Raw genomic sequence first — 21,624 nt, 5'->3', positions numbered from 1 at the left:
TGATTAGATAATATTTCTTACTGGCTGCTTGTGCTCCAGGCCGAATAACTACCAAAGCACGTATGCAACACAAAAACAAGCGGGTGACCTCAAAAAGAAAAACATAACCAGCTTTACTTATTACTAATACTTATTTATATGGATAAGTAAAACAATAGCAATTTCCTTGCTCGAGTCTCGATTTAAAGCGGGACGTTATATAAAATCACGCAGCGCTTTTATGTCTTGACTCATATCGTACATTTGTGTATCAGAAAACTAGTTTGAGTGATTGAGGGATCGTCTAACGGCAGGACGACGGGTTCTGGCCCCGTTAATCCAGGTTCGAATCCTGGTCCCTCAGCCAAAAAATAAAAGGGTTACAGAAAACTACCTGTAACCCTTTAATCCTTTATTATCAAGCGGAACCCAGAGATACCCGGAAATTGTATCTTAATTAAGGCCTTTGAATTGCAGCAAACCCTTTGTTTAAGGTTTTTTGCAAAAATCTCAAGGTGAACCAAGCGGCTGTTACTCACTGATCCGTTTCCTCAATTTTCCGGAGCACTTAAACGTAACAACCTTTCTCGGTGCCAGCATCAAATCCTCACCAGTCGCCGGATTCCTGCCTTTTCGTTCATCTTTCTGCTTTACACAGAATTTACCGAATCCGCTGATCAATACATCCTCACCGGATGCCAAAGTGCTTTTCATGATTCCAAGAAGTGTTTCGACTGTTTCTGAGGATTGTTTCTTTGAGAGTCCGTTTTTGATACTGATTGCTTCGATGATCTGAGCTTTGGTGAGCGTCATGATGGATCTCCTTCGTATATAAGCTTGTAATTCAATATTCAGTTAACATTCTGAATGTCAAGAATTATTTGAAAAACTTAGCCTTTTCTTACAGTTTTTTAAAATCGGCTTGTTGCCCGCTCCCCTTTGGGCTAAGCCTAAATCGTTTTTTAGATGAATTCAGTCTGAGGCATATCTAATGCAGACCTCGTCATTCACCAGATAAAAATGACCGTAGACCGTTATATACGGCGGGATTTCAAAAAAATTGGACATCCGGTCGGTCTGGGTGTCCAAATATCATTGCCTGATATTGAGCGGAAAAGCTGCAATTGATTCATCGGCAGTTTTGGCAGGAGCTGTTTAAAGAAAAAAAGTTAAGTCATCTTCGGCTATCAAAATTGTCATAAAATGAGATCGACTTATTAAGGTCTTGGCTATGCCAATGCTTTTTCAGTATCTCGAAATATTCATTAATCTTGTGAAGCAGCGATCCGGCCTTGCACAGATCCCCTGAATCACCGGCGACCTCAATCTGATAGGCAACCGCTTGCAAATCTGTGGCCCCAAAGTTGTTTGACGCGCTCTTAATTGTGCTGGCTTGGTCGCTGACTGTAGATGCGTCTTTGTTACCCAAAGCTTTTTTAATAACAGCAACCCGATGCTGGACGTCCTGATAGAAAGTGTTCATAATCTCTTCAGCAAGCTCTTGATCGGCCATCATCTTGTCAAGCAGGGTAGGTTTATCGAAAAGATCTTCTTTTGGATCTGTTTTTCTGGCTTTTGCGTCTTGCGGTGATAAATCAGCTTCAGCAACAATTCTTTTGCGAGGCACTTCGCGCAAGGCTGCTGCTTTAGTAACAGACAATGTTTTTTGTGATGACCTCATAAATTTCAGCCCCTAGGTTTATCTCGGCATTTTTTGCAAAAAACTTTAATCATAAACTGTTAATTTATAGCTACAATTGACATCCAACCGCATCTATCCTATACCTAAATTGAGCGGTTTTTTACTCGAGCTGCACCTGTTTCTTGCCCATCAAGGCCTCGGTAAGCCTTTTTGCTAAAAAATCGCTCAACTTAGGCTGTACTCTTGACCTAAAAAAACGTTTTCATTCAGGAGTGAGCCACTCCGGTGTTTTAAGCGTTTGCAACCGGGTGGTCAGCACCCGGTTTTAGACGGACAATTACCATTATTGGAGGTAGATCATGACGGATGGGGTAGTCAATAATTTCGGTACGGACATGCGTATGAGTATAGAGATAGGCGACCAGTTACAGATCGAAGTCAAAGGAATTCCGTCACGCTATCAAACTACTTTCATCGGGATGGAGTTAAACGAATATTTCATTATAAAAGAACCGGTTTTTCCACACGAATTACGTGTTAGCGGCATTAAACATAAACTTTTTCCAGGAAACGAAATCACTGTTCGATATATATATAAAGGTTCTGTTTTTGGATTCCAAACCAAACTGATTGAAGCCATTTTTACTCCTAAAAGATTGCTGCTCATAGAGTATCCAAAAGCAATTGAAAAGCACAATCTGCGTTCCACGCAAAGGATCGACTGTTACCTTCCCGCTATAACCAAAATCAAGAATAAAGAGACACCAGGGATTATTTTAGACATAAACAAAAAAGGATGTCGTTATATGATCAAAGCCGCAGAGAACAGGAAGCTGCCGGTTGTTCAGAAGGATGATCAAATCGCCTTGCGATGTCATTTTCCCGGGAATCAGGATGAACAGATGGTTTCAGGAAAAGTAAAAAATATTAAAAGGGATAGTCAGGAGATGATCCTGGGAATCGAGTTCCTAGAAATGACGGTCGAACTTCACAACATAATCGAGCAGTATATCTCTACTGTTAAATAAAGCCATGCAGATTCTGTATGGTGTCGACGCCTGCAAGCAGCAGGCGGAACCTATTCGTTTGACAGCCTTTTTCGGAGAGTATTTCGCTGGTGGTTAAAGATTAAATCGATCAGTATTTTTTGCTGGCTTTTTTCGATGTCGGTGAACTGAAGAGCAAAATTAATGCGGTTGGTTGCAGGTTGTTTCCCCAGCCTTCTTACCCGCGCCTCATCAACATGCACTCTAACAGCTTCATCTTTAAATGGAAAGAAAATTTCAATATTCCTTAGCTTACTCCCGACTGTAAAAACGGGAGTGTTTGGATATTCCAGATCGAGATTGACAGGCATAACAAGGGCTCCTCCCTGGCTAATGTCAATAACATTCATTTCCAGCCTGCCCAAGCCTATGTTAATATATATTTTCGTGCCCAGAGGAGGTGCCATTCTGAAATTGCTCCTTCTCTGTACGCGCTTTATGACTTCCGGAAAGCGTATGCATATTTGGCCGCCTATAGTCGCTTTGCCGGTTGTTTTGAAAGTATAAACCAGATTATCATGGCCAACAAATTCGAAGTGAATGCGACAGTTATCATCATTAGCGACAGCTTTCGTAAAACCCTCGGGATGATCGATAAGAAAATAGGGGGTCTTCTTTTTAAAGTAGGTGCCGGTAACGACGGTTAAGCGTTCATACTGCCGGCCCATCACGTACATCTTAACCAGTGTCTTATCATTTTGCAGCTGTTTGAAAACATCGAACCTACGTTTATGTCGTATTATTTCAGCTTCTTCCATAGTTTAACATTTCGATATGCTAAGTTTCGATGAATTTACAAAAGACCACTCATTAGGTGTTTTGTAGGTTTGCATTTCGTTTGAGCTACATAATGTTTACCAGCTTGTTAAAACACTAAACATCAAATACAAAATCCTCTGGGGATATATATCGGCAAACCCTGCAAAAAACTAAAGTTTTAGTATAACACAAATTATTTTGTATCAAAAGAGAGGATGTTCTCGATTTAAGCGGCGCAGCCGCAGGTTATAAAAGCGCTTGGCGATTTTATAACTTGAAAAATAGTATAAAAGAGAATAATATCATTTACCTAAATTCGGGGATTGAATTTTGCTCCACCCTAATTGAACGCACATAAGGGAACTTTTGTGCCATCGAGTTAAGATAATGCCGGTATATGAATACAAAGCGCTGACGCAAAAGGGCAAGACAACTTCCGGGATCATTGACGCTGAAAGTCCCATAATTGCCCGCCAAAAGATTCGCGCGTTAAAGACTTTTCCGGTCGCTGTTAAGGAAGTTCATGATTCCCCCACAAAAAAAGAATCCCGCACGCTTTCATTTGCGCGCCACTTTCAGCGCGTTACACCGTCTGAAGTTGCCATGCTGACCCGACAACTGGCGACCTTAATATCTGCCGGCTTCCCGCTGGTACCGGCTATCGATATTTTGATTTCGCAAACCCGATCGAATGCATTTAAAAGACAACTGGCCAAGATCAAAGATTCCATTGTGGAGGGCAACAGCTTTGCACGGTCATTATCTTTATATCCAAGATCTTTTTCCGAACTTTATGTAAACATGGTGCACGCCGGTGAATCTTCAGGCACTCTTGAAATCGTTCTGGAAAGACTGGCGGACATCACCGAAGGACAGCAGGCCTTAAAACAACGCATACGTTCCGCGCTGGCCTATCCGGTTTTGATGACCTTTATTGGAACAGTGGTTCTTTTTCTGCTGCTGACTTTTATCGTCCCCAGCATAACCTCAATTTTTACAGACATGGGCCAAGCCCTCCCGGCTCCCACGATTTTTTTGATTAATACGAGCGCTTTTTTCAAAAAGTACTGGTGGCTTATTTTGGCCCTGGGTGCCGCAATGCTGATCGCTCTGCGCAGCATTGTAAATACGTCAAAGGGACGTTACCTGCTTGATAAAAGCATGCTGTTATTGCCGGGATCTGGTCTTTTGGTCAAAAAATTAGCAGTGGCTCGTTTTGCTCGAACCCTCGGCTCACTGCTTGAAAACGGCGTTTCCATGTTGACCGCGCTTGAAATTGTAAAAAATATCGTGGGGAACCAGCTAATCGCCAACGTCATCGAAGACGCTGCCAAAGAAGTCGAAAAAGGACAAGACCTGGGCACGGCGCTGGCGGAAAGCAAGATCTTTCCTGATATTTCCATCCAGATGATCATAGTCGGAGAACAAAGCGGGAGGCTGGAAAGCATGTTGAATAAAATCGCCGACGTGTTTGAGGGTGAAGTAGAATCCAGCGTCATGAGCATGACGTCGCTAATCGAACCGCTTATGATTCTGATTATGGGCATTGCTGTAGGTTTTATCGTCCTTTCAATATGTCTTCCGATATTTGAAATGAACCAGCTTGTAATGTAATTTAAAATGGAGCAAGAATGAATACTCGAACTATAAAAAAATTAAATGAAAGCTCAGGATTTACCCTGATTGAGATCATGGTTGTCATTGTAATCTTGGGGATACTTGCCGGACTTTTGGTACCTCGGATAATTGGACGGCCCGAGGAGGCCAAACGGCTTAAAGCAAAGATCCAGATTGAAGGCCTGGAAACGGCACTGATGTTATACAAGCTTGACAACGGCAATTACCCGGATATCGAACAGGGACTGCAGGCGCTTATTGAAGAACCGGAAACCGGACAACCCGCCAGGAAATGGCGCAAAGGCGGATATCTTGAAAAAAGAAAGGTTCCCCTCGATCCCTGGGGCAACGAATTTGTCTATCTATCTCCCGGTGTGCACGGCGATTACGACATTATATCATACGGTGCCGACGGCGTTCCCAGCGGCGAAGACAAGAATCAGGATATTAATAGCTGGGAAATCGAATAGTTTCCAATTACCTTCCCAAACACATCTATGGGTTATTTTAAACAAAACATCGGTTTCACCCTCATTGAGCTTATTGTTGTCATCTCTTTAATCAGTTTAATCCTCTTTATCGCCATACCACGATTTCAGAGTACTGTTTTTACAGATAACACCAAGAAGACATCACGCTGGATCATAGGCAAAGTGCAGTCTTTAAAAACGCGGGCGGTCCGCGATCAAAATCTTTACATTCTAAACGTCGATATGGATTCCAACAGCATGTGGGTGACCCACGCGTCTATGACGGAAGATGAGCTTCAAAATGCGTCTCAAAATACTTATCAGCTGCCGGGTGACGTAAGGGTGCTGGAAGTCGAATATCCCCATGACAACAAAATTGAAGGGGGCCGCGCTGATATTTATTTCTATGCAAAAGGATACTCTGATATGGCCATTATTCATATTGAAAACAGCGACAGCGAGCAATTCTCCTTTCGAATTGAACCTTTTCTGCAGCAGGTAAAAATGTTCCCGGGCTATGTGGGGTTCGAAGATTGAAAAAATTGCAAGCGGATGGCGGTTTTACGCTGCTGGAAATTATGGTGTCCATTTCCATAATCGCCCTTGTGCTTGTAAGTGTATATAGGCTGCATGCCCAGACCATTTCCATGAATCAGTCTAGCAGGTTCTATACAACGGCACCCCTGCTGGCACAAAACAAGCTGGCGGAACTTGAAATCAAACCTTTGGATGAACTTGCAGACGATGCCGGAAACTTCGGGGATGAATTTCCGGGTTACAGCTGGAAGGTTACCATAAACGATGTTGAGTCCGAAACCCTGGGGAATACCGCTGAAGATCTTAAAAAAATCGATATCATTGTATCTTTTAACCAGGACGAATTTACCTACGATTTGAGAACATACCGGTTTTTTACGGAGTAAGGAATTGTAAAGTATCATGCAACCCGTCGAAGATTCCGCTGAAAGCGGGGCAACCCGCAACCCGCCGAAGATCCCGCTGAAAGCGGGGCAACCCGCAACCCATATCCAACTCCCAGCCTCCGGTTTCACCCTGCTGGAAATTATGATAGCGATTTTTATTTTCGCCGTCATTGTTACCACCATTTTTGCTTCCTATCGTACCGTGTTTTCCAATGCCGATATTATAAATAAAGATATTACTTCTTATGAAATGGCCCGTAACTCTCTCAACCGCATGATTATCGACCTGCAGTCCATTCATCTGGCCCTGCCGCCGGATTACGCGCCCCCGGATTTTGACGATCCGCCGGACCCTTTCCGCATTGTGGGCGAAGCTACCAATATCAAGGGCAGCGATTTTCCCTGGCTCAGATTTACTTCCCTGGCGCATCTGCCTTTAGGGAAAAGCAGATCCGGCGGCATCGTCGAAATCGTCTATTATGTTCAAGGGACAGATGATGCCGGTTTTGTCCTAAAACGCGCCGACAACTCGTACCCCTTTCAGGATTTTGAAGAAAAAGCGAGCGACCCGGTATTGTGCGAAGACGTAAAAGCACTGACCATCAAATATTTAGATCAGGAAGGTGAGGAATACGATGTGTGGGACTCCGATGACGAGACCTACGAGTATGCAACCCCCGCAGCCGTCAAAATAAAATTAGAACTGGAGACCGGATCAGGCTCCGTGCTGTTTGAAACCATGGTAACACTGCCGGTCATGAGGGAGAAATTAAAATAAGGAAATGTATGGCGGGAAAAATTATTGCCAATGAGCGCGGAATAGCACTGCTGGTGACATTGGCCGTCACCGCGATCCTAATTGTGGCTTCCCTGGAAATGAACCGCAGAATGCGTACGGCGGTTTTTTCCGCGGCCGCAGCCCGGGACCGTATAACCCTGTTGCAGATGGCATCCGCCGGTATACATGCCGCCCAAGCGATACTGGTTCAGGATAAAAACAATTCCGATTCAGACTCGCTGCAGGAGGACTGGGCCGATCCCGATAAAATCAGCGTTGTTTTGCAGGATATGCCCCTAAAAGAGGGGACCGTCAAAGTCGCCATCAGCGACGAGCTGGGCAAAATTCAGGCCAACAGCCTGGTTAAATTCCCTCAAGGCCGTGATTTTAATGAGCCCCAAAGGTTGCTGTGGGACCGTTTTCTAAGAAGTTTTGTGGCCGGCAACGAGGACCTGGAAGAAACCGAACCGGAGACTATCATCAACTCGCTCAAAGACTGGCTGGACAGCGGAGATGACGAGGCCATTACAGGATTGAGCGGAGCCGAATCGGACTATTACCGGGATCTTGACCCGCCCTATGCCTGCCGCAACGGCCCCCTGCCCCATATCAGCGAACTGGCGCTTGTGAATGGTATGACACCGGAACTCTTTGAGGGCAGCGGGCAGATCCCGGGGATCTCAAGTTATACAACCGTCTACGGCATGACTGCTGCCGCCGGCAGTGCCTTTACTTATGAAGGCAAAATAAATATCAATACCGCCGACCTTCCGGTCCTTGCGGCTTTGCTGCCGTTCGGAGAAGAAGGTCTGGCAGAAGCAATATATGAATACCGGCAGGAGGTTTCTGATGAAGTATACATCCATGATCTTGCAAAACCGAATTGGTACAAGGATGTACCCGGACTCAGTGATGTTAAAATCGATCCCGACCTGATTACAACCTCCAGCGATATTTTTCGAATTGAGTCGGTTGCCAAACTAAACAAGATGAAAATGACAATTACAGCTGTGATAAAAAGGGAAAAAAGCGCCCAGACAGGGAAATGGGGCTGCAAGGTCTTGCACTGGCAGGCAGAATAAAATATAAGGGAAGTGATATTTGTGTCTTTGTGCCTTTGTGGCAAATATTTGTTGGTTCCGGCTCGTCCGGGTTAGGAATTAAATGAAACGAAAGATCCTCGGGCTCGATATTAGGGATGCTTCCGTATCTGCGGTTCTGCTGGCATGCAGTAACAAAAGGACTGAGATCGAAGCCCATCAATATGTTGCCATATCGGAACCGGAAGACTTTGAAAGCGGTTTAGCCGCTGCGCTGGAAACCATTATAGAAAAAATAGATGTAAGCGGTGCTGTTTGTGTGGCCTCTTTTCCTGCGGATCGGATATCTTACCGAAATATTCAAGTCCCATTCAAAAAAGAGAATAAGATCAGACAGATTCTACCCTATGAACTTGAGCCGGCGCTGCCGTTTGCAGTCGATGAATTGATCATCGATTTTCATAGCTTAACATTTGCGGATCAGGCTGACCATACCGACCTCATAGCCGCAGCTGTTGAAAAGGCCGAGCTGCAATTATACTTAGACACCCTGGCATCACTTAATATTGAACCCGAAATTGTTACTGCCGGCGGTTATCCGGCCGCCCTTCGTCTGACCCGACTTGCCGGCAGCCCTGAAAACTTTCTGTTCCTCGACATCGATAACCGCAAAGGTTCCATATTCGCCGTCGTGTCTGGTGAAATTTGTCTGATTCGTTCTTTTCCGATACATTACGATCCTTCTTTATCAGCCGCTGAAACACTTGCAATTAAAATAAGGAATACGTGCTCTGCCTTGGAAGAAATCATTGGTCTGGATTTTCAACCGGCCGGTTTGTTTGTTACCGGATGCGTCTTGGACGATCCGGAGTTTGATCGGCATCTGGCGCAAAAACTTAAAATCTCCGTCAAGCAGACAGATTTTACAAACATGGACGATATTACGCTCCGTTATCATTCCGGACAAGCCTGGGACCCGCGCCAAATGGACAATGCCCTGGCACTGGCTTTAATGGAAGCCGCCAGGCTCAGCGGTTTAAATTTCCGCAGAGGCCCTTTTGCCGCCCAAAGATTCTGGGCTGAACATAAAAAAGACTGGCTTAAAACAGGGCTGTTGGCAGCGCTGGTTCTGGCAATAGTCTTTTTTAATGTTGTGATCGATTCATATTTTATGGGAAAAAATCTGGATCAGCTGAACCGCCAAATCACTAAGGTTTTGACTTCGACCTTCCCGGATATCAAAAAAATCGTCGATCCGTACCAGCAGATGCAGGTCAAAATCAAAGCATTAAAAACAACCACAGCATTGTCGGAGGAAAGCGGCAAAAATATCCGCGCCATTGATATATTAAACGATATCAGCAGGCTTATTCCAAAAGAAACAGACGTTAACCTGACAAGACTTGTCATCGGATCGGAAAGCGTAATGATTTCCGGAGACACGGACACATTCAATGCCGTGGATGACATCAAAAGCCGGCTGGAACAAGCTGCCTTTTTCAAAAAGATTACCATAACCTCGGCTAACATCGACAAGGCCGAAAGCCGTGTACGCTTCAAACTAAAGGTGCATTTATAATGACAAAAAATCTGACCCGGCGAGAAAAATACTCATTATATGCGGTCTCAGGAATTATCTGTGTGTTTATTATCATGCAGTTTATCGTATTTCCTGCTTTCGGCAAGCGCCGGCGTCTGGAAAGAATCCTCCTGGTTAAAACGAAAATACTTCAAGAGATGATCGCCCTTAAATCCGAGTACGATGCTGTCATGCGCAGAACCGATCGGTCTAAAGTACATTTTGAAAACAGAGAAAAGGACTTTACACTATTTTCTTTCCTGGATAAACTCTCAGGCAAAGCCGGAATAAAGGATCGTATAACGTATATGAAGCCTTCGACTACGGTTCAGAAAAACAGCCCGTACAAGACTTCGCGGGTTGAAATGAAACTTCGAGGCCTAACGCTGCAGCAGCTGACGGTTTATCTGCATATGGTCGAAACTTCAAAAAACATGGTAAACGTCAAAAGGCTTTCGATTTCAAAAGGCGGCAAACAAGAAGGTTTCATAGACGCTGTATTACAGGTTGAAACATCTGAAATATAAACGGGTTAAGCGGTTCAGGGTTCAAGGTTCAAGGTTTTGCAATGCCAACATCCCAACTTAAAAGGTGTTAAAGAGAATCCAGCAACACTTATCCGTGCATCCAATGGGTGATTGTTGTAACCGTCTCGAAACAGAACGCTATGAGCTGTGACTCAATGTTTTTAAAACCCTGAACGTTGAACGGGGAACCCGGAACCGTTCAGTTTAGTTATAAATTATTCGTTTATGTCATTTGAAAAACTGATACTGGATGCTGGATAAAATAATGAAGCCATACTATACGATAATTAATATTTTGCTGATTACAGCGGCCGTATATTTCAGCGTCAAAGCGTTTTATAAGCTGGGATCCGTTCAGCTTGATCCAGCGCATCTTTCCCAAGCTGATTTCAAAGAGTCGTCCTCCTCCGAGATAGAATCCCTGCGGCCCCTGTCTGCTTACGACCCCATCATTGAGCGTAATCTGTTCAACACCAAAAGCGGTGCCGAACGGCAACCTGAACCGGTCGTTTTCGAAAACCTGCAGCCGACGTCCCTCAACCTGAAGCTGCTGGGAACCGTCACGGGCGACCAGGACAAAGCCTTTGCCGTCATCCAGAACTCGCAGGAGCGGCAACAGCAGCTTTACCGCATCGGGGATACCATTCAGAAAGCCACCTTGAAAATGATCTTAAGAGAAAAGGTTGTACTGCATGTCGGCGGCAAAGATGAAATTCTGGAGATTGAAAAGATTGAAACTAAAAAAACACGCCGTTCTTCAAGAAGATCCGGCGCAACAGATTCTCGTAACATTACCGTCAAACGCTCCAAAATTGAAGACTCTGTTAAAAACGTCAACAAGCTAATGCAGCAAGCCCGGGTAAGGCCCCATTTTACAAACGGCAAAGCGGACGGCCTCAGCTTAACAGGGATCAAACCAAACTCCATTTTTCATGACATGGGACTGAAAAGCGGGGATATCATCACAAGTGTCAACGGCAAAACTATAGAATCCGTGGAAGATGTTCTAATGTTTTATCAAAGTTTGCAGTCATCGGAAAGCGTAAATCTAAAATTAAAACGCCGCGGCCGAATGAAAACCATTGACTATAATATCGAATAATTGCAAATATTAGTACTGATATGAAATCACGCGGCATGCATTCAAAAATCATCCTATGCTCGTTTGTCTGTTTTTTTCTGGTGCTCTCAGCTCTCACGGCAATGAATGCAAGCGCCCAGAATGCAAGAGAAACCAGTGTAACCGAACGATTCGTCTCCATAGATTTCAACAATGTCGATATTAATGTCTTTATTAAATTCATCAGTGAATTGACCACCAAGAATTTTGTTGTCGATCAACGCGTAAAAGGCAAGGTAACCATAATTTCGCCTGCCAAAATTTCCATCAAAGAGGCTTACAAAGTCTTTGAGTCTGTTCTGGAAGTCCATGGTTTTACCACCGTAAAAGCCGGAGAGATCATCAAAATCGTTCCATCGCCGGATGCACGCTCTAAAAATATTGAAACCCGACTGAAAGAAGAGGCCGATTCACCGGAAGACAAGGTTGTCACCCAGCTGATACCTCTAAAATACGCCAGCCCTGAGGAAATCAAAAGACTTTTTGCACCGCTCATTTCCAAAAACAGCGTCATCCTGGCCTATCCGCCTACCAACATGCTGATCGTCACGGATGTATATTCGAACATAAAGCGCTTACTTCTCATCCTGAGTGCCATCGATGTTTCCGGAATGGGGCAGGAACTCTCTGTTATTCCTTTAGAATATGCCAACGCCAATGAATTTATAAAAATTCTGAATTCTATTTTTCAGACCAAACGCAAACCCAGGGCGAAAGAGTTCGGAACCTCTGTTCAGTTCGTGGCCGACGAGCGCACCAACGCTATCATCGTGCTGGCCAGCGAAGTCGAAACCGCAAGAATTAAAAAACTGATACAAATGCTGGACAAAGAAACACCACGGGGCAAAGAAAAAATTCGCGTCTATTATCTGGAAAATGCCAAGGCCGAAGACCTGGCCAAAGTCCTGCAGTCCCTGTCGGCCAAAACCGGCCCGGCCGCCAAAGGCAAAAAAGCCCCGCTGATTTCGCAAAAAGTTAAAATAACGGCCGATAAAGCCACCAACAGTCTGATCATCGTGGGGAATAAGGATGATTATCTGATACTGGAAGATATCATTAAGAAGCTGGATATCCGCCGCAGAATGGTCTATATCGAAAGCCTTATCATGGAAGTTAATGTGGACAAGGATTTTAGACTTGGTGTCCAATGGCTTGCCGGAGGAAAGACTAAAATCGGCGGTAAAGACGCGGCCTTCGGGGGCGGATTTAGACCTGAAGTCAGCATGATACCGGCACCGTTGACGGCCCTGCCGTCTCTTTCAGGGTTTTCCATGGGCGTATTCACCGATACGATAAACATTGGCAATATCGTCTTTCCCAATCTTGCCGCCATTGTGCAGGCGTATAAAAAAGACAAAGACGTACATTTTCTCTCGACACCCCAGATTCTAACTACCGACAATGAGGAAGCCACCATCACGGTCGGCAAAAATGTCCCTTTTCAAACCCGATCAGCAGCCGATGCCGGAACGGCAACTTACAGTTCTTATGAATACAGGGATGTCGGCATCACCTTGAGGATTACGCCTCAAATCAGCAAGGACCGGCTGGTTCGCCTCAATATTTTTCAAGAAGTAACCAAGTTAGATGAACTTGCCACCACTTCAGCCGACCGTCCCACCACATTAAAGCGCACCATCAAAACCACCGTGATTGTAAAAGATAAAAGCACGGTCGTCATCGGCGGGTTGATCGACGACAGCTTTACCAAAACAACATATAAGACTCCCTGCCTGGGAGATATTCCGCTGTTCGGCATGTTGTTTAGATCCGTGTCCAAAGCCAGCGAGAAGACCAACCTTTATGTGTTTCTGACACCGCATGTCATCGAAAATTCTGCTGAAGCGGAAGAAATATACAAAGACAGAAAAGAGCAAATGGATCTTATTGAAGAAGGCAAAATCAAAATGTACAAATGGGGTTGGGATAAATTTGATACCCAGGAATAATTCTGTAATGCAAACAAAACTATCAGAAATACTTATAAATACTATCGGCGTTCCGGAAAAAGACATCAATGAAGCTCAAAGGGTGAATGCTGATGGGAACGGCCGCATTGGAGAAACACTCGTTGCTCAAAACATTATCACCGAAACCCAGCTCCTAAAAGCGTTGAGCCTCCAGTATGACATCCCTTTATGGCTCGAGCTTCCTTTAGATAATTTTGGAATAGACTTTACACAGCAAATACCAATACAATTCTTAAAAAAATACACCATGGTTCCATTGATCAGCGACCGGCCTGCCGCCGCCGACAGCCGGGAGGCCGTCGAAAACCGGCATACGGTTGTAGCCGTAAACGATCCGGCCTGCATTCATCCCCTCGATGATCTGATCCGGATTCTGAAACTAAAAACTTTTAAAATAGTCCTTTCAACAAAGCAAGCGATTCTCTCTGCCATTAACACTTCATATGATCTGGGCCGGGATTCGGCCGAACAGCTGGTACAGGACATGCAAGAAAACGGCAACTCCATTATTAGTGAAATTGAAGATACGGCCGATCTTCTGGACGACATCAGCGATGCACCGATCATCAAGCTTGTTAACCACATTATTTCCCAATCCATAAAAGCACGTGCCAGTGATATTCATATCGAATCCTATCAGGACAGTTTTAAAGTTCGCTATCGGATCGACGGCATTCTTTATGATTTGCTGTCCCCTCCCAAATGGATTCAGCCTACGCTGATTTCGAGGGTCAAAGTCATGGCCAAAATGAACATCGCCGAAAAACGGCTGCCCCAGGACGGGCGCTTCGACGTCAAAGTCGGGGATCAGGATATCGATGTCCGGGTTTCCACCGTTCCGGCATCGTTTGGGGAACGCGTCGTACTCAGGCTCCTTAATAAAACAGGTTCGATGCTTAAACTCGCGGACCTCGGTCTGGCGGCCGATAAGCTTGACCTGATAGAAGACCTGGTCAGATCCCCCAATGGCATCATCCTGGTGACAGGGCCCACCGGCAGCGGCAAGACTACCACCCTTTATGCAATCTTGTCTTCCATCAATACCCCCGAAATTAACATTATCACCATCGAAGATCCGATCGAGTACCAGATCAAAGGGATCAGCCAGATACAGATCAACCCCAAGATAGATCTAACGTTTGCCAGAGGTCTCAGATCGATCGTCAGGCAGGATCCGGATGTAATCCTGGTCGGTGAAATACGGGACCAGGAAACAGCGGAAATCGCCGTACAGTCGGCATTGACCGGTCATCTTGTCTTTTCTACCTTGCACACCAACGATTCCGCCAGTGCCATTACCCGCCTGGTGGATATCGGCGTCGAACCTTTTTTAATTTCATCGGCCGTTTTGGCCGTTGCGGCCCAAAGACTTATCCGCGTGCTCTGCACGGATTGCAAGCGGCCCTACACGCCCGATGATACAACCTTGAAAAGCTTCGGGATCCCTCCGGATCAACTCCCGGGGGCTGTCTTCCACAAAGCCAACGGTTGTGAAAACTGTTTCCATACCGGCTACTGGGGACGGACCGCTATTATTGAAATTATGCCTTTGGTCTCCAGTTTAAAAAGTCTTATCCTGCAGACCTTTGATTCCAACCGGATAAAAAGTGAAGCCTTAAAACTAAATATGATCACTCTGCGGCAGGACGGCATTCAGAAGGTCTTAAGCGGCATAACCACAATTGAAGAGGTTTTAAGAGTTACCCAAAAATAAAACTGGATGCTGGTTTCTGGTTGCTCGATACTGGTTTATAAAATAATTTACCCTATTATGCGTAATATACGAGTTCGTAATATATTCTTCCCTGACCATTTCGTTACATTCTTTTTGGTATTTTTTCTTTTTTTCCCCTCTTCTCAATCTTATGCCGGCCCCGATTCCCAAGCTGACATTAAACCCTTTCTGGTCATAGATGCGGACAAACAATTTGAGTTTGCCGAACACTATTTTTCAAACCAGGAACATGCAAGCGCTATCAGCGAATACAAGCGGTTTATCTATTTTTTCCCTGAAGATGATAGGATAGAAACAGCCATGTTCAGAATCGGTATGGCGCATTTCAAAAGCAAGCGTTTCCAGCAGGCCGTCAATGCTTTCAAGACCTTGATCGAAAAATACGACCGGACCGATCTTAGTATAAGATCATATCTGATGATCAGTGAAAGCTACGTAAAGTTGAACGCTTTTGATGCCGCCATTATTAACCTTCACAATCTGATTACCATAACCGGCGATGAAAACATACAAGACGAAGCCTATTACAGGATAGGCTGGCTTTATATTGAAATGGCATCTTGGGGAAAAGCAAAAAATTATTTTTCAAAAATAAGCGCGCCGAACAAAGACAGGTACAGGCTTAAAAGACTGACAGCTGATCTGGATAAGAAAAAATTAATTCCACAAAAGAATCCCAGACTGGCAGGGTTTTTATCCATCATTCCGGGGGCGGGATTTCTATACACTGAAAGATACCAGGATGCCCGGATAGCCTTTTTGCTTAACGGCGTCCTGATGTACGCCGCCTATGAGGCTTTCGATAATGACAACCATGCCCTGGGCGGCATCATCACTTTGGTTGAATTAGGCTTTTACGCCGGAAATATCTACGGTGCCGTCTCCAGCGCCCATAAATACAATCGAACCAAAACCGGTCAGTTTATCAAAAAATTAATGGAAAACCATAAGGTTAATTTTTCAGCCGGTTTTAGCACCAAAGGTTTTTGCGTTGCACTTCGGTTGCCCTTTTAAACGGGCGAATAGTGAACCCCATTGACACACAGTACTTATTAACTTATATTTTTTTATAGGTTTCACAATCCTATCATGCAGTCTTTAGTTAAAGGTGATCATATGGCCATAGTTCAATCGGCCGGGATAACCGATGTCGGCAAAAAGCGAAAAGGCAACGAAGATGCTTTCTTTTTTAGTGATGCCATGCGTTTTTATGTGGTAGCCGACGGAATGGGGGGGCACAAAGCCGGTGAAGTCGCCAGTCAAATGGTGGTAGAGGCCCTGCAAGAACACATGCAAAAAGCCAAAGGGGAAAGCAAAACAGATGATATGACTTCTGTTGACGGCAAGCTTTCCAAAGAGGCCAACTATCTTGTGGCCGGCATCCATAAGACCAATCAAGCGGTTCACCAGCACTCCCAAAGCTCCACGGCCTACCAGGGCATGGGTTCCACCGTGTCGGCCGTCTATTTAACCGGCGAAACTCTGATTGTATCCAACGTGGGTGACAGCCCGATCTATTTGATTCGGGAAGGGGCCGTTGAGACTATTTCCGTTCTGCACACCTGGGCGGCCGAACATGCAGCCATAGCTCCCGCAGGATCAAAACCGCTGGGGAAGCAGTTTCAGCATATGCTTACCCAGGCAATGGCTGTTGACGAAATAGTAAAGCCCGATACTCGCGAAATTCCGATGCTCAAAGGTGATATCGTGGTTATCTGCTCAGATGGGTTAAGTGATAATGTTTCTCCGGAGGAAATTCGTGACATTGTGCTTAAAGAACAACCTCATCAAGCCTGTCAGACCCTGGTAGATTTGTCCAATAAAATTCGAGGACACGATAATATTACCGTTATCGTTCTTAAAATTATGGCGTTAACTGCCGACGACCTGGAACTTGATTTGGAAGAAAACGGAATTGAATCAGCTAAAGATTTACCTCCGCCAAAATCAAAAATAGCCGTCGAGTACGACACAGAGGACGGTTCTTATCAGAGCTTCGTTCAAAGCATAAACCTCGACAGAGTGCTAATCGAAACCGGAGAATCTTTCGCCGTCGGACAGGATGTTTCCATGAGCTTTTCTTTTGGTGAAGAACAGACCCATCTCATGCTCAACGGTAAGGTTGCCGGCCGTAGCCCCCATGGAATTGAAGTACAATTCGAACAATTATCCCCACAGAACCAGGAAATGATAAAATCTATTATGGAGAAGCTGTAAACCGTATAGTTAAATTTGAATTCCCCGCTGCTTGTTGAAGCGAAGCGTAGATCCCGCTTATTCGGGGCAGCTCGGGATGAATTCAAATGAAAGATAAAATCGTAACACGATTTTATTAGCGGAGAAACCGTTTGAAATTTATTTTCCTGGAGTCCTTCTTCGGAGGTTCACATCGAAACTTTGCCGAAGGTTTGATCTCGCATTCAAAATATGAAATTGATCTATATACGCTGCCGGCCCGTTTCTGGAAGTGGCGCATGCGCGGGGCGGCATTATATTTTGTCAAAAAAATCCCCCCCCTTGAAAATTATGACGGCTTAATTGCTACCGACCTTATGAGCCTGTCGGATTTAAAGTCGCTTTGCAGCCCGTCCTGCCCGCCGTCACTGGTTTATTTTCACGAAAACCAGCTCACCTATCCACTGGCACCCGGAGAGGCCCGCGACTTTCAATTCGGTTTCACCGATATCACAACCGCCCTGGCTGCAGATCGAGTTCTTTTTAATTCTCAAACCCATTTTGATGCTTTTTTCTCCAGCCTGCCCGGTTTTTTGACCATGATGCCGGAATATCAACCCAAATGGGTGGTTGACGCTATCCGTCAAAAAGCCGGCGTACTCTATCCGGGGTGTCAATTTCCTGCTAAACAAAGCGCCTTGCCCGGCTTTCCGCTGCAAAAGGATACGCCGCCCCTGATTATCTGGAATCACCGCTGGGAGTTTGATAAGAACCCGGCCGACTTTTTTGACGCTCTGGATGCGATTCTCGAGCAAAATCTGGATTTTCGCCTGGTGCTCTTAGGGGAAAATTTTCAGATGGTTCCCAAAGAATTTATTGCCGCACGGCAGCGCTACGGGCACCGGGTTGTGCATTACGGCCATGAAGCTTCCCGGGAAAAATACCTTGAATGGCTGCGCCTGGGTTCAATTGTGATCAGTACCGCCAAACAGGAAAATTTCGGCATCTCGGTGGTGGAAGCGGTTCGTTACGGTTGTATCCCCCTTCTGCCTAACCGGCTGTCTTATCCGGAAATCATTCCACGGGATTATCATGCAGACGTTCTCTATCAAGACCAGGCGGATTTGGTTGATAAACTTGCCTTGCTGATATCGAATTATGCCCGTTTTGAGACTTTGCGTCAAAACCTTGCAGAAGCCATGGAACGTTTTGCCTGGCAAAATCTTATCGATCAATATGATGACGAGTTAGAAAAGCTAACCCGTTTCCATCCATAAAGGGCTATTTTCCCGATGAGCGGCGTTCTCTCTCCGAGGCGGAGGCCGCGGGTTTCCGCGCTCCTGTCCCGCCTATATTTGGCGGGGCGACCTACTTAAAGTACGCCTTCCTGTCCCGCTTTGCGGGGGGGGCGGAAACGGAACGTATTTTTGAGAATCGCTATAATTGTTCCAAATAGCTAAAGTTTTAATAATAAATTCCGATAATAAATATAGGGAGAATTAACATAGAGAGGATAGAGAAATGCATTTAGTAGTTGGGGAAATAAAACATACCGCCAATAAGTCGTCTAAGAAAAGCAGCGCTGCTCCGGATGGCAAACCGGTACGCTCCAAGGAAAGACGCAAAAGCAAACATGATCGCCGCAAAAGCGTAAGAGATGGGGTTTTTGTATCATTTTCTTTTAAAAATGATCGGCGTGTTCGGCGTGATCGAAGACAAGTTCATTAAAATCGAGTTACGATTTTATGCGTCTGAGGCGAATTGATATTGAATTTCTTAGACAGGATAACAGGCCCGCCCTGGCCTCCGGCTCGTAGAGCCTACGCCTCGGAGAGCGCGACTCGTTCGTATATATTGATCGAGCCTATACATTATTTCAAACTTAACTTTTTGAGTATATAGTATTGGTGATCGGTCTGGGCCAGGGATAAACAAGATTATTTTTTTCGCATGCCTTGATATTGAACAAAAATCCTCATTTCTGGATGGACACTACCTAATTGTATATAAAAATTAAAGATTTATTGCAAGATGCCGATATACTTATTAAAGGCCTCTTGGATTATCTGTATTGACTTGCTAAGGAGAAAAGACATGGTACTGGGTGCAATTGTGGGTGTGACACTTCTTTTTTATGTCTTTGTAGCAACTTGCCTTTATCTAACGCCCGAAATACAGGAATTACCGGGTTGTGAAGAAGAGGGTTCCAAAAGTTCGGAGCTGAATTCGTGACTTTTTACGAAGCCGTCAAATTTCAATTACTCCGTTTTTTAATTCCTCGATAAAGGCCGTATCGGCTGGTGCAAAATCAAATTGGTCGAGCTCGTGTGCAAATACCCACCTGATTTCTTCATGATCCAGTAATTTGAAATCACCTGTGTTCCAGGAAGTTCTAAAGGCCATCAATTCTATTGTGCCAAATTCGTAAGTATGTACATTAGAACCGAGATGTTCTTCTACGGTAACATCGATATCAAACTCTTCCTTTAGTTCGCGCTTTAAACACTCTTCCGGTGTTTCATGCGGTTCAACTTTACCACCGGGTAGTTCCCACAAATTAGGCAGCCTTGCCGTTGGTTTTCGTTTAGCTATAAGTAGCATTCCATCATTAACGAATATTGCTGCAGTTACTTTGATCATGCTCCTCTCCACTTAGTAATAGTTCTGTTTTTTCATATCATAAATATATAAGTTGTCAAGAATATTAAATATATTTACATTCTGCCGCAGGTTAAGTCTTGACAAATGTTTTTATGTTTGTGAGTATACAGCGTTCTTCCTAAAATAATGGATTTGTACGATAACTAAACGATATATGAGGTTATATATTATGAAATGGTTTCTTTACGCCGTCAGTTTGCTTTGGATTTCAGCTGGGTGTTGCATAATTCTTTATACAAGGGAAACAAGAAACGTTATGGAACGTTTTCTACTACAGATTGATCGAAGGATCCTTTCTATCTTGGCGTTTATAGTGGGCATATTGTTTATATTTGCTGCACCCGCAAGTAGTAATCCATGGTTTATAAGATTCCTCGGATTCATGGGTGTTGCTAAAGGAGTGTTTATATTTTTTAATCCTAAAAACTTATACGATCGGATTAACAACTGGCAGTTAAATTCAATATCAGATCAAACCCGCAGATTATGGGGTATTATTGTGCTGGTTCTTGGGGCGGCCGTACTGTCCTGGATTCTATAAACGCATTTTTACATATTCTTTGGCGTGACTGACAGCCTCTGTGATTTCTTTTGATTGGGGCAGTAACGCTTCTATTCTTTCAATTATATTATGGCTTTGAACAACCTGAACTGTAGGGACAAAATTAAGATCATAAACCCAGCCTATTTGAAGAAGTTTAAAATCGTTTAAGGTTTTCATATCTTTCATGGAAGCCATAGTTTGCCTTTGAAGCGCTTCAATAAACTCGTTTGAATATTCCGGTTCGTCCGGCAGGTCAAGCATAAAAATATTGTTCTGCCGATTGTTTTTTTCATGGAAAAATTCTAAGAATACTTTCCAGATATCAAGCTTGTCCGCGTCACGAATAAGGCGGATAAAATGAAGCGTTCTCTCATTCTCACCAGAAGGAAGCTTCAAGGAATTATGATAATTAACAGCCTTGATGATTAACTCCTTTTCAGCTTTTAAACATATTGAAAGTACCTTATGCGCGGCCATCTCCCGCAGACCGAGTCTGGCATGGTTCGCTGAGATCATGTCATTATAAGTGCCATATTCTTTAAATTGCTTAAATCTTCCAAGGTCATGCAACAGGGCTATAGTTTCAGCGATTATTAAATCATGCTTTGACATGTCCAGCTTTCTGCCGATCATGACAATATTCTCACATACCCGCATTGTATGCCCTTTTTTGACATTTAACGCCAAGTTGTCGTCATAATCATCAGTATAAAAAGCGGAAACATAATCGGCAAACCATTTTTTTAAGTTTTTGAGGTCATTTTTGTTCATAAATATTTTTTCCAAGGTCTCGGGGCATCTTTATATCAAAGACATAAGTGCGTCAAATAAAAATACTTAAGAGAAGATACCCAAAATAAAAAAGCCGCTTGTGATCAGGCGAGCCATACGTTCAAATAATCAACCGTCTGATCATTAGCATTGAAGAAGATCATCCCAGCGTCTCAGCCAAAACAAAGGCACGACCAGCATGGCAGCAAAAGATGATCCGCAGAATCAGAAAGCTGAGGTCGGACGGATATACTTACCCTGAAATTGCACAAATATTCAACGATGAGG

Annotated in this window: 21 protein-coding genes and 1 tRNA gene; 17 read left to right on the top strand and 5 right to left on the bottom strand. The window is 44.3% G+C overall.

Going from position 1 to position 21,624, the window contains the following annotated elements; all coding sequences use genetic code 11:
• Positions 1-272: 272 nt before the first annotated feature.
• Positions 273-346, top strand: a tRNA-Gln gene (locus tag V3S16_RS07005).
• Between the two features lie 164 nt (positions 347-510).
• Here V3S16_RS07005 and V3S16_RS07000 read toward each other — a convergent pair.
• On the bottom strand, positions 511-792 hold the full coding sequence (locus tag V3S16_RS07000) for an integration host factor subunit alpha (RefSeq protein ID WP_413883958.1): 282 nt from the start codon (positions 790-792) through the stop codon (positions 511-513).
• Positions 793-1,153: 361 nt separating this feature from the next.
• Positions 1,154-1,660 carry an Hpt domain-containing protein gene (locus V3S16_RS06995; RefSeq protein ID WP_413883957.1) on the bottom strand — a complete coding sequence of 169 codons (507 nt, stop codon included), beginning with the start codon at positions 1,658-1,660 and terminating at the stop codon, positions 1,154-1,156.
• A 320-nt stretch (positions 1,661-1,980) separates the two neighbouring features.
• Here V3S16_RS06995 and V3S16_RS06990 point away from each other — a divergent pair, with 320 nt between their 5' ends.
• Entirely contained in the window at positions 1,981-2,649 is a 669-nt protein-coding gene (locus V3S16_RS06990; RefSeq protein ID WP_413883956.1) for a flagellar brake protein, read from the top strand.
• A gap of 50 nt (positions 2,650-2,699) precedes the next feature.
• Here the strand turns inward: V3S16_RS06990 and V3S16_RS06985 are convergent, their stop codons facing one another.
• Entirely contained in the window at positions 2,700-3,425 is a 726-nt protein-coding gene (locus tag V3S16_RS06985; protein WP_413883955.1) for a flagellar brake protein, read from the bottom strand.
• Between the two features lie 388 nt (positions 3,426-3,813).
• On the opposite strand from V3S16_RS06985, the gene gspF reads away from it, so the two are divergent.
• The 15 genes from gspF (at position 3,814) to V3S16_RS06910 (ending at position 19,088) form a co-directional block, all read left to right on the top strand.
• Positions 3,814-5,040, top strand: coding sequence for a type II secretion system inner membrane protein GspF (gspF, locus tag V3S16_RS06980; protein WP_413883954.1), 1,227 nt, complete (start codon positions 3,814-3,816; stop codon positions 5,038-5,040).
• Between the two features lie 17 nt (positions 5,041-5,057).
• The gene (gene gspG / locus V3S16_RS06975) at positions 5,058-5,513 is read left to right on the top strand and encodes a type II secretion system major pseudopilin GspG (protein WP_413883953.1); all 456 of its coding nucleotides are present in this window, start codon (positions 5,058-5,060) and stop codon (positions 5,511-5,513) included.
• 27 nt (positions 5,514-5,540) lie between these two features.
• The gene (locus V3S16_RS06970; RefSeq protein WP_413883952.1) at positions 5,541-6,050 is read left to right on the top strand and encodes a Tfp pilus assembly protein FimT/FimU; all 510 of its coding nucleotides are present in this window, start codon (positions 5,541-5,543) and stop codon (positions 6,048-6,050) included.
• The gene (locus tag V3S16_RS06965) at positions 6,047-6,436 is read left to right on the top strand and encodes a type IV pilus modification PilV family protein (RefSeq protein ID WP_413883951.1); all 390 of its coding nucleotides are present in this window, start codon (positions 6,047-6,049) and stop codon (positions 6,434-6,436) included. The genes V3S16_RS06970 and V3S16_RS06965 overlap by 4 nt, the downstream gene beginning before the upstream one ends.
• Positions 6,437-6,452: 16 nt before the next feature.
• A complete protein-coding gene (locus V3S16_RS06960) occupies positions 6,453-7,214 on the top strand; it encodes a type II secretion system protein GspJ (protein WP_413883950.1) in 762 nt (253 codons plus the stop codon).
• A gap of 8 nt (positions 7,215-7,222) precedes the next feature.
• Entirely contained in the window at positions 7,223-8,296 is a 1,074-nt protein-coding gene (gene gspK, locus V3S16_RS06955; RefSeq protein ID WP_413883949.1) for a type II secretion system minor pseudopilin GspK, read from the top strand.
• An 82-nt stretch (positions 8,297-8,378) separates the two neighbouring features.
• Positions 8,379-9,833: a type II secretion system protein GspL gene (gene gspL / locus V3S16_RS06950; protein ID WP_413883948.1), complete on the top strand. Its 1,455-nt coding sequence runs from the start codon at positions 8,379-8,381 to the stop codon at positions 9,831-9,833.
• Positions 9,833-10,360 carry a hypothetical protein gene (locus V3S16_RS06945; protein WP_413883947.1) on the top strand — a complete coding sequence of 176 codons (528 nt, stop codon included), beginning with the start codon at positions 9,833-9,835 and terminating at the stop codon, positions 10,358-10,360. The genes gspL and V3S16_RS06945 overlap by 1 nt, the downstream gene beginning before the upstream one ends.
• Before the next feature lie 265 nt (positions 10,361-10,625).
• Complete coding sequence (gene gspC, locus V3S16_RS06940) at positions 10,626-11,462, top strand: type II secretion system protein GspC (protein ID WP_413883946.1); 837 nt, start codon at positions 10,626-10,628, stop codon at positions 11,460-11,462.
• Between the two features lie 35 nt (positions 11,463-11,497).
• Positions 11,498-13,429 (top strand): type II secretion system secretin GspD, encoded by a 1,932-nt coding sequence (gspD, locus tag V3S16_RS06935; protein ID WP_413883945.1) that lies wholly within the window; start codon positions 11,498-11,500, stop codon positions 13,427-13,429.
• 7 nt (positions 13,430-13,436) lie between these two features.
• Entirely contained in the window at positions 13,437-15,164 is a 1,728-nt protein-coding gene (gene gspE, locus V3S16_RS06930) for a type II secretion system ATPase GspE (RefSeq protein WP_413883944.1), read from the top strand.
• Positions 15,165-15,221: 57 nt separating this feature from the next.
• Entirely contained in the window at positions 15,222-16,199 is a 978-nt protein-coding gene (locus tag V3S16_RS06925) for a tetratricopeptide repeat protein (RefSeq protein WP_413883943.1), read from the top strand.
• Between the two features lie 102 nt (positions 16,200-16,301).
• Entirely contained in the window at positions 16,302-17,402 is a 1,101-nt protein-coding gene (locus V3S16_RS06920) for a PP2C family protein-serine/threonine phosphatase (RefSeq protein WP_413883942.1), read from the top strand.
• A gap of 131 nt (positions 17,403-17,533) precedes the next feature.
• A complete protein-coding gene (locus V3S16_RS06915; RefSeq protein ID WP_413883941.1) occupies positions 17,534-18,637 on the top strand; it encodes a DUF3524 domain-containing protein in 1,104 nt (367 codons plus the stop codon).
• A 244-nt stretch (positions 18,638-18,881) separates the two neighbouring features.
• On the top strand, positions 18,882-19,088 hold the full coding sequence (locus V3S16_RS06910; protein ID WP_413883940.1) for a hypothetical protein: 207 nt from the start codon (positions 18,882-18,884) through the stop codon (positions 19,086-19,088).
• 519 nt (positions 19,089-19,607) lie between these two features.
• Here V3S16_RS06910 and V3S16_RS06905 read toward each other — a convergent pair.
• Both V3S16_RS06905 and V3S16_RS06900 read right to left on the bottom strand, forming a co-directional pair.
• The gene (locus V3S16_RS06905) at positions 19,608-20,000 is read right to left on the bottom strand and encodes a (deoxy)nucleoside triphosphate pyrophosphohydrolase (protein ID WP_413883939.1); all 393 of its coding nucleotides are present in this window, start codon (positions 19,998-20,000) and stop codon (positions 19,608-19,610) included.
• Positions 20,001-20,556: 556 nt separating this feature from the next.
• On the bottom strand, positions 20,557-21,351 hold the full coding sequence (locus V3S16_RS06900) for an HD domain-containing protein (protein WP_413883938.1): 795 nt from the start codon (positions 21,349-21,351) through the stop codon (positions 20,557-20,559).
• Positions 21,352-21,624: the final 273 nt, after the last annotated feature.

This window comes from Candidatus Desulfatibia sp., assembly GCF_036446775.1.
Classification (GTDB): Bacteria; Desulfobacterota; Desulfobacteria; order Desulfobacterales; family UBA11574; genus Desulfatibia_A.
This window is presented reverse-complemented; position numbering and strand designations above follow the sequence as displayed.

Coding starts and splice junctions, on each gene's coding strand:
- V3S16_RS07000 (WP_413883958.1), bottom strand. CDS start 792: ATGACGCTCACCAAAGCTCAGATCATCGAAGCAATCAGTATCAAAAAC.
- V3S16_RS06995 (WP_413883957.1), bottom strand. CDS start 1,660: ATGAGGTCATCACAAAAAACATTGTCTGTTACTAAAGCAGCAGCCTTG.
- V3S16_RS06990 (WP_413883956.1), top strand. CDS start 1,981: ATGACGGATGGGGTAGTCAATAATTTCGGTACGGACATGCGTATGAGT.
- V3S16_RS06985 (WP_413883955.1), bottom strand. CDS start 3,425: ATGGAAGAAGCTGAAATAATACGACATAAACGTAGGTTCGATGTTTTC.
- gspF (WP_413883954.1), top strand. CDS start 3,814: ATGCCGGTATATGAATACAAAGCGCTGACGCAAAAGGGCAAGACAACT.
- gspG (WP_413883953.1), top strand. CDS start 5,058: ATGAATACTCGAACTATAAAAAAATTAAATGAAAGCTCAGGATTTACC.
- V3S16_RS06970 (WP_413883952.1), top strand. CDS start 5,541: ATGGGTTATTTTAAACAAAACATCGGTTTCACCCTCATTGAGCTTATT.
- V3S16_RS06960 (WP_413883950.1), top strand. CDS start 6,453: ATGCAACCCGTCGAAGATTCCGCTGAAAGCGGGGCAACCCGCAACCCG.
- gspK (WP_413883949.1), top strand. CDS start 7,223: ATGGCGGGAAAAATTATTGCCAATGAGCGCGGAATAGCACTGCTGGTG.
- gspL (WP_413883948.1), top strand. CDS start 8,379: ATGAAACGAAAGATCCTCGGGCTCGATATTAGGGATGCTTCCGTATCT.
- V3S16_RS06945 (WP_413883947.1), top strand. CDS start 9,833: ATGACAAAAAATCTGACCCGGCGAGAAAAATACTCATTATATGCGGTC.
- gspC (WP_413883946.1), top strand. CDS start 10,626: ATGAAGCCATACTATACGATAATTAATATTTTGCTGATTACAGCGGCC.
- gspD (WP_413883945.1), top strand. CDS start 11,498: ATGCATTCAAAAATCATCCTATGCTCGTTTGTCTGTTTTTTTCTGGTG.
- gspE (WP_413883944.1), top strand. CDS start 13,437: ATGCAAACAAAACTATCAGAAATACTTATAAATACTATCGGCGTTCCG.
- V3S16_RS06925 (WP_413883943.1), top strand. CDS start 15,222: ATGCGTAATATACGAGTTCGTAATATATTCTTCCCTGACCATTTCGTT.
- V3S16_RS06920 (WP_413883942.1), top strand. CDS start 16,302: ATGGCCATAGTTCAATCGGCCGGGATAACCGATGTCGGCAAAAAGCGA.
- V3S16_RS06910 (WP_413883940.1), top strand. CDS start 18,882: ATGCATTTAGTAGTTGGGGAAATAAAACATACCGCCAATAAGTCGTCT.
- V3S16_RS06905 (WP_413883939.1), bottom strand. CDS start 20,000: ATGATCAAAGTAACTGCAGCAATATTCGTTAATGATGGAATGCTACTT.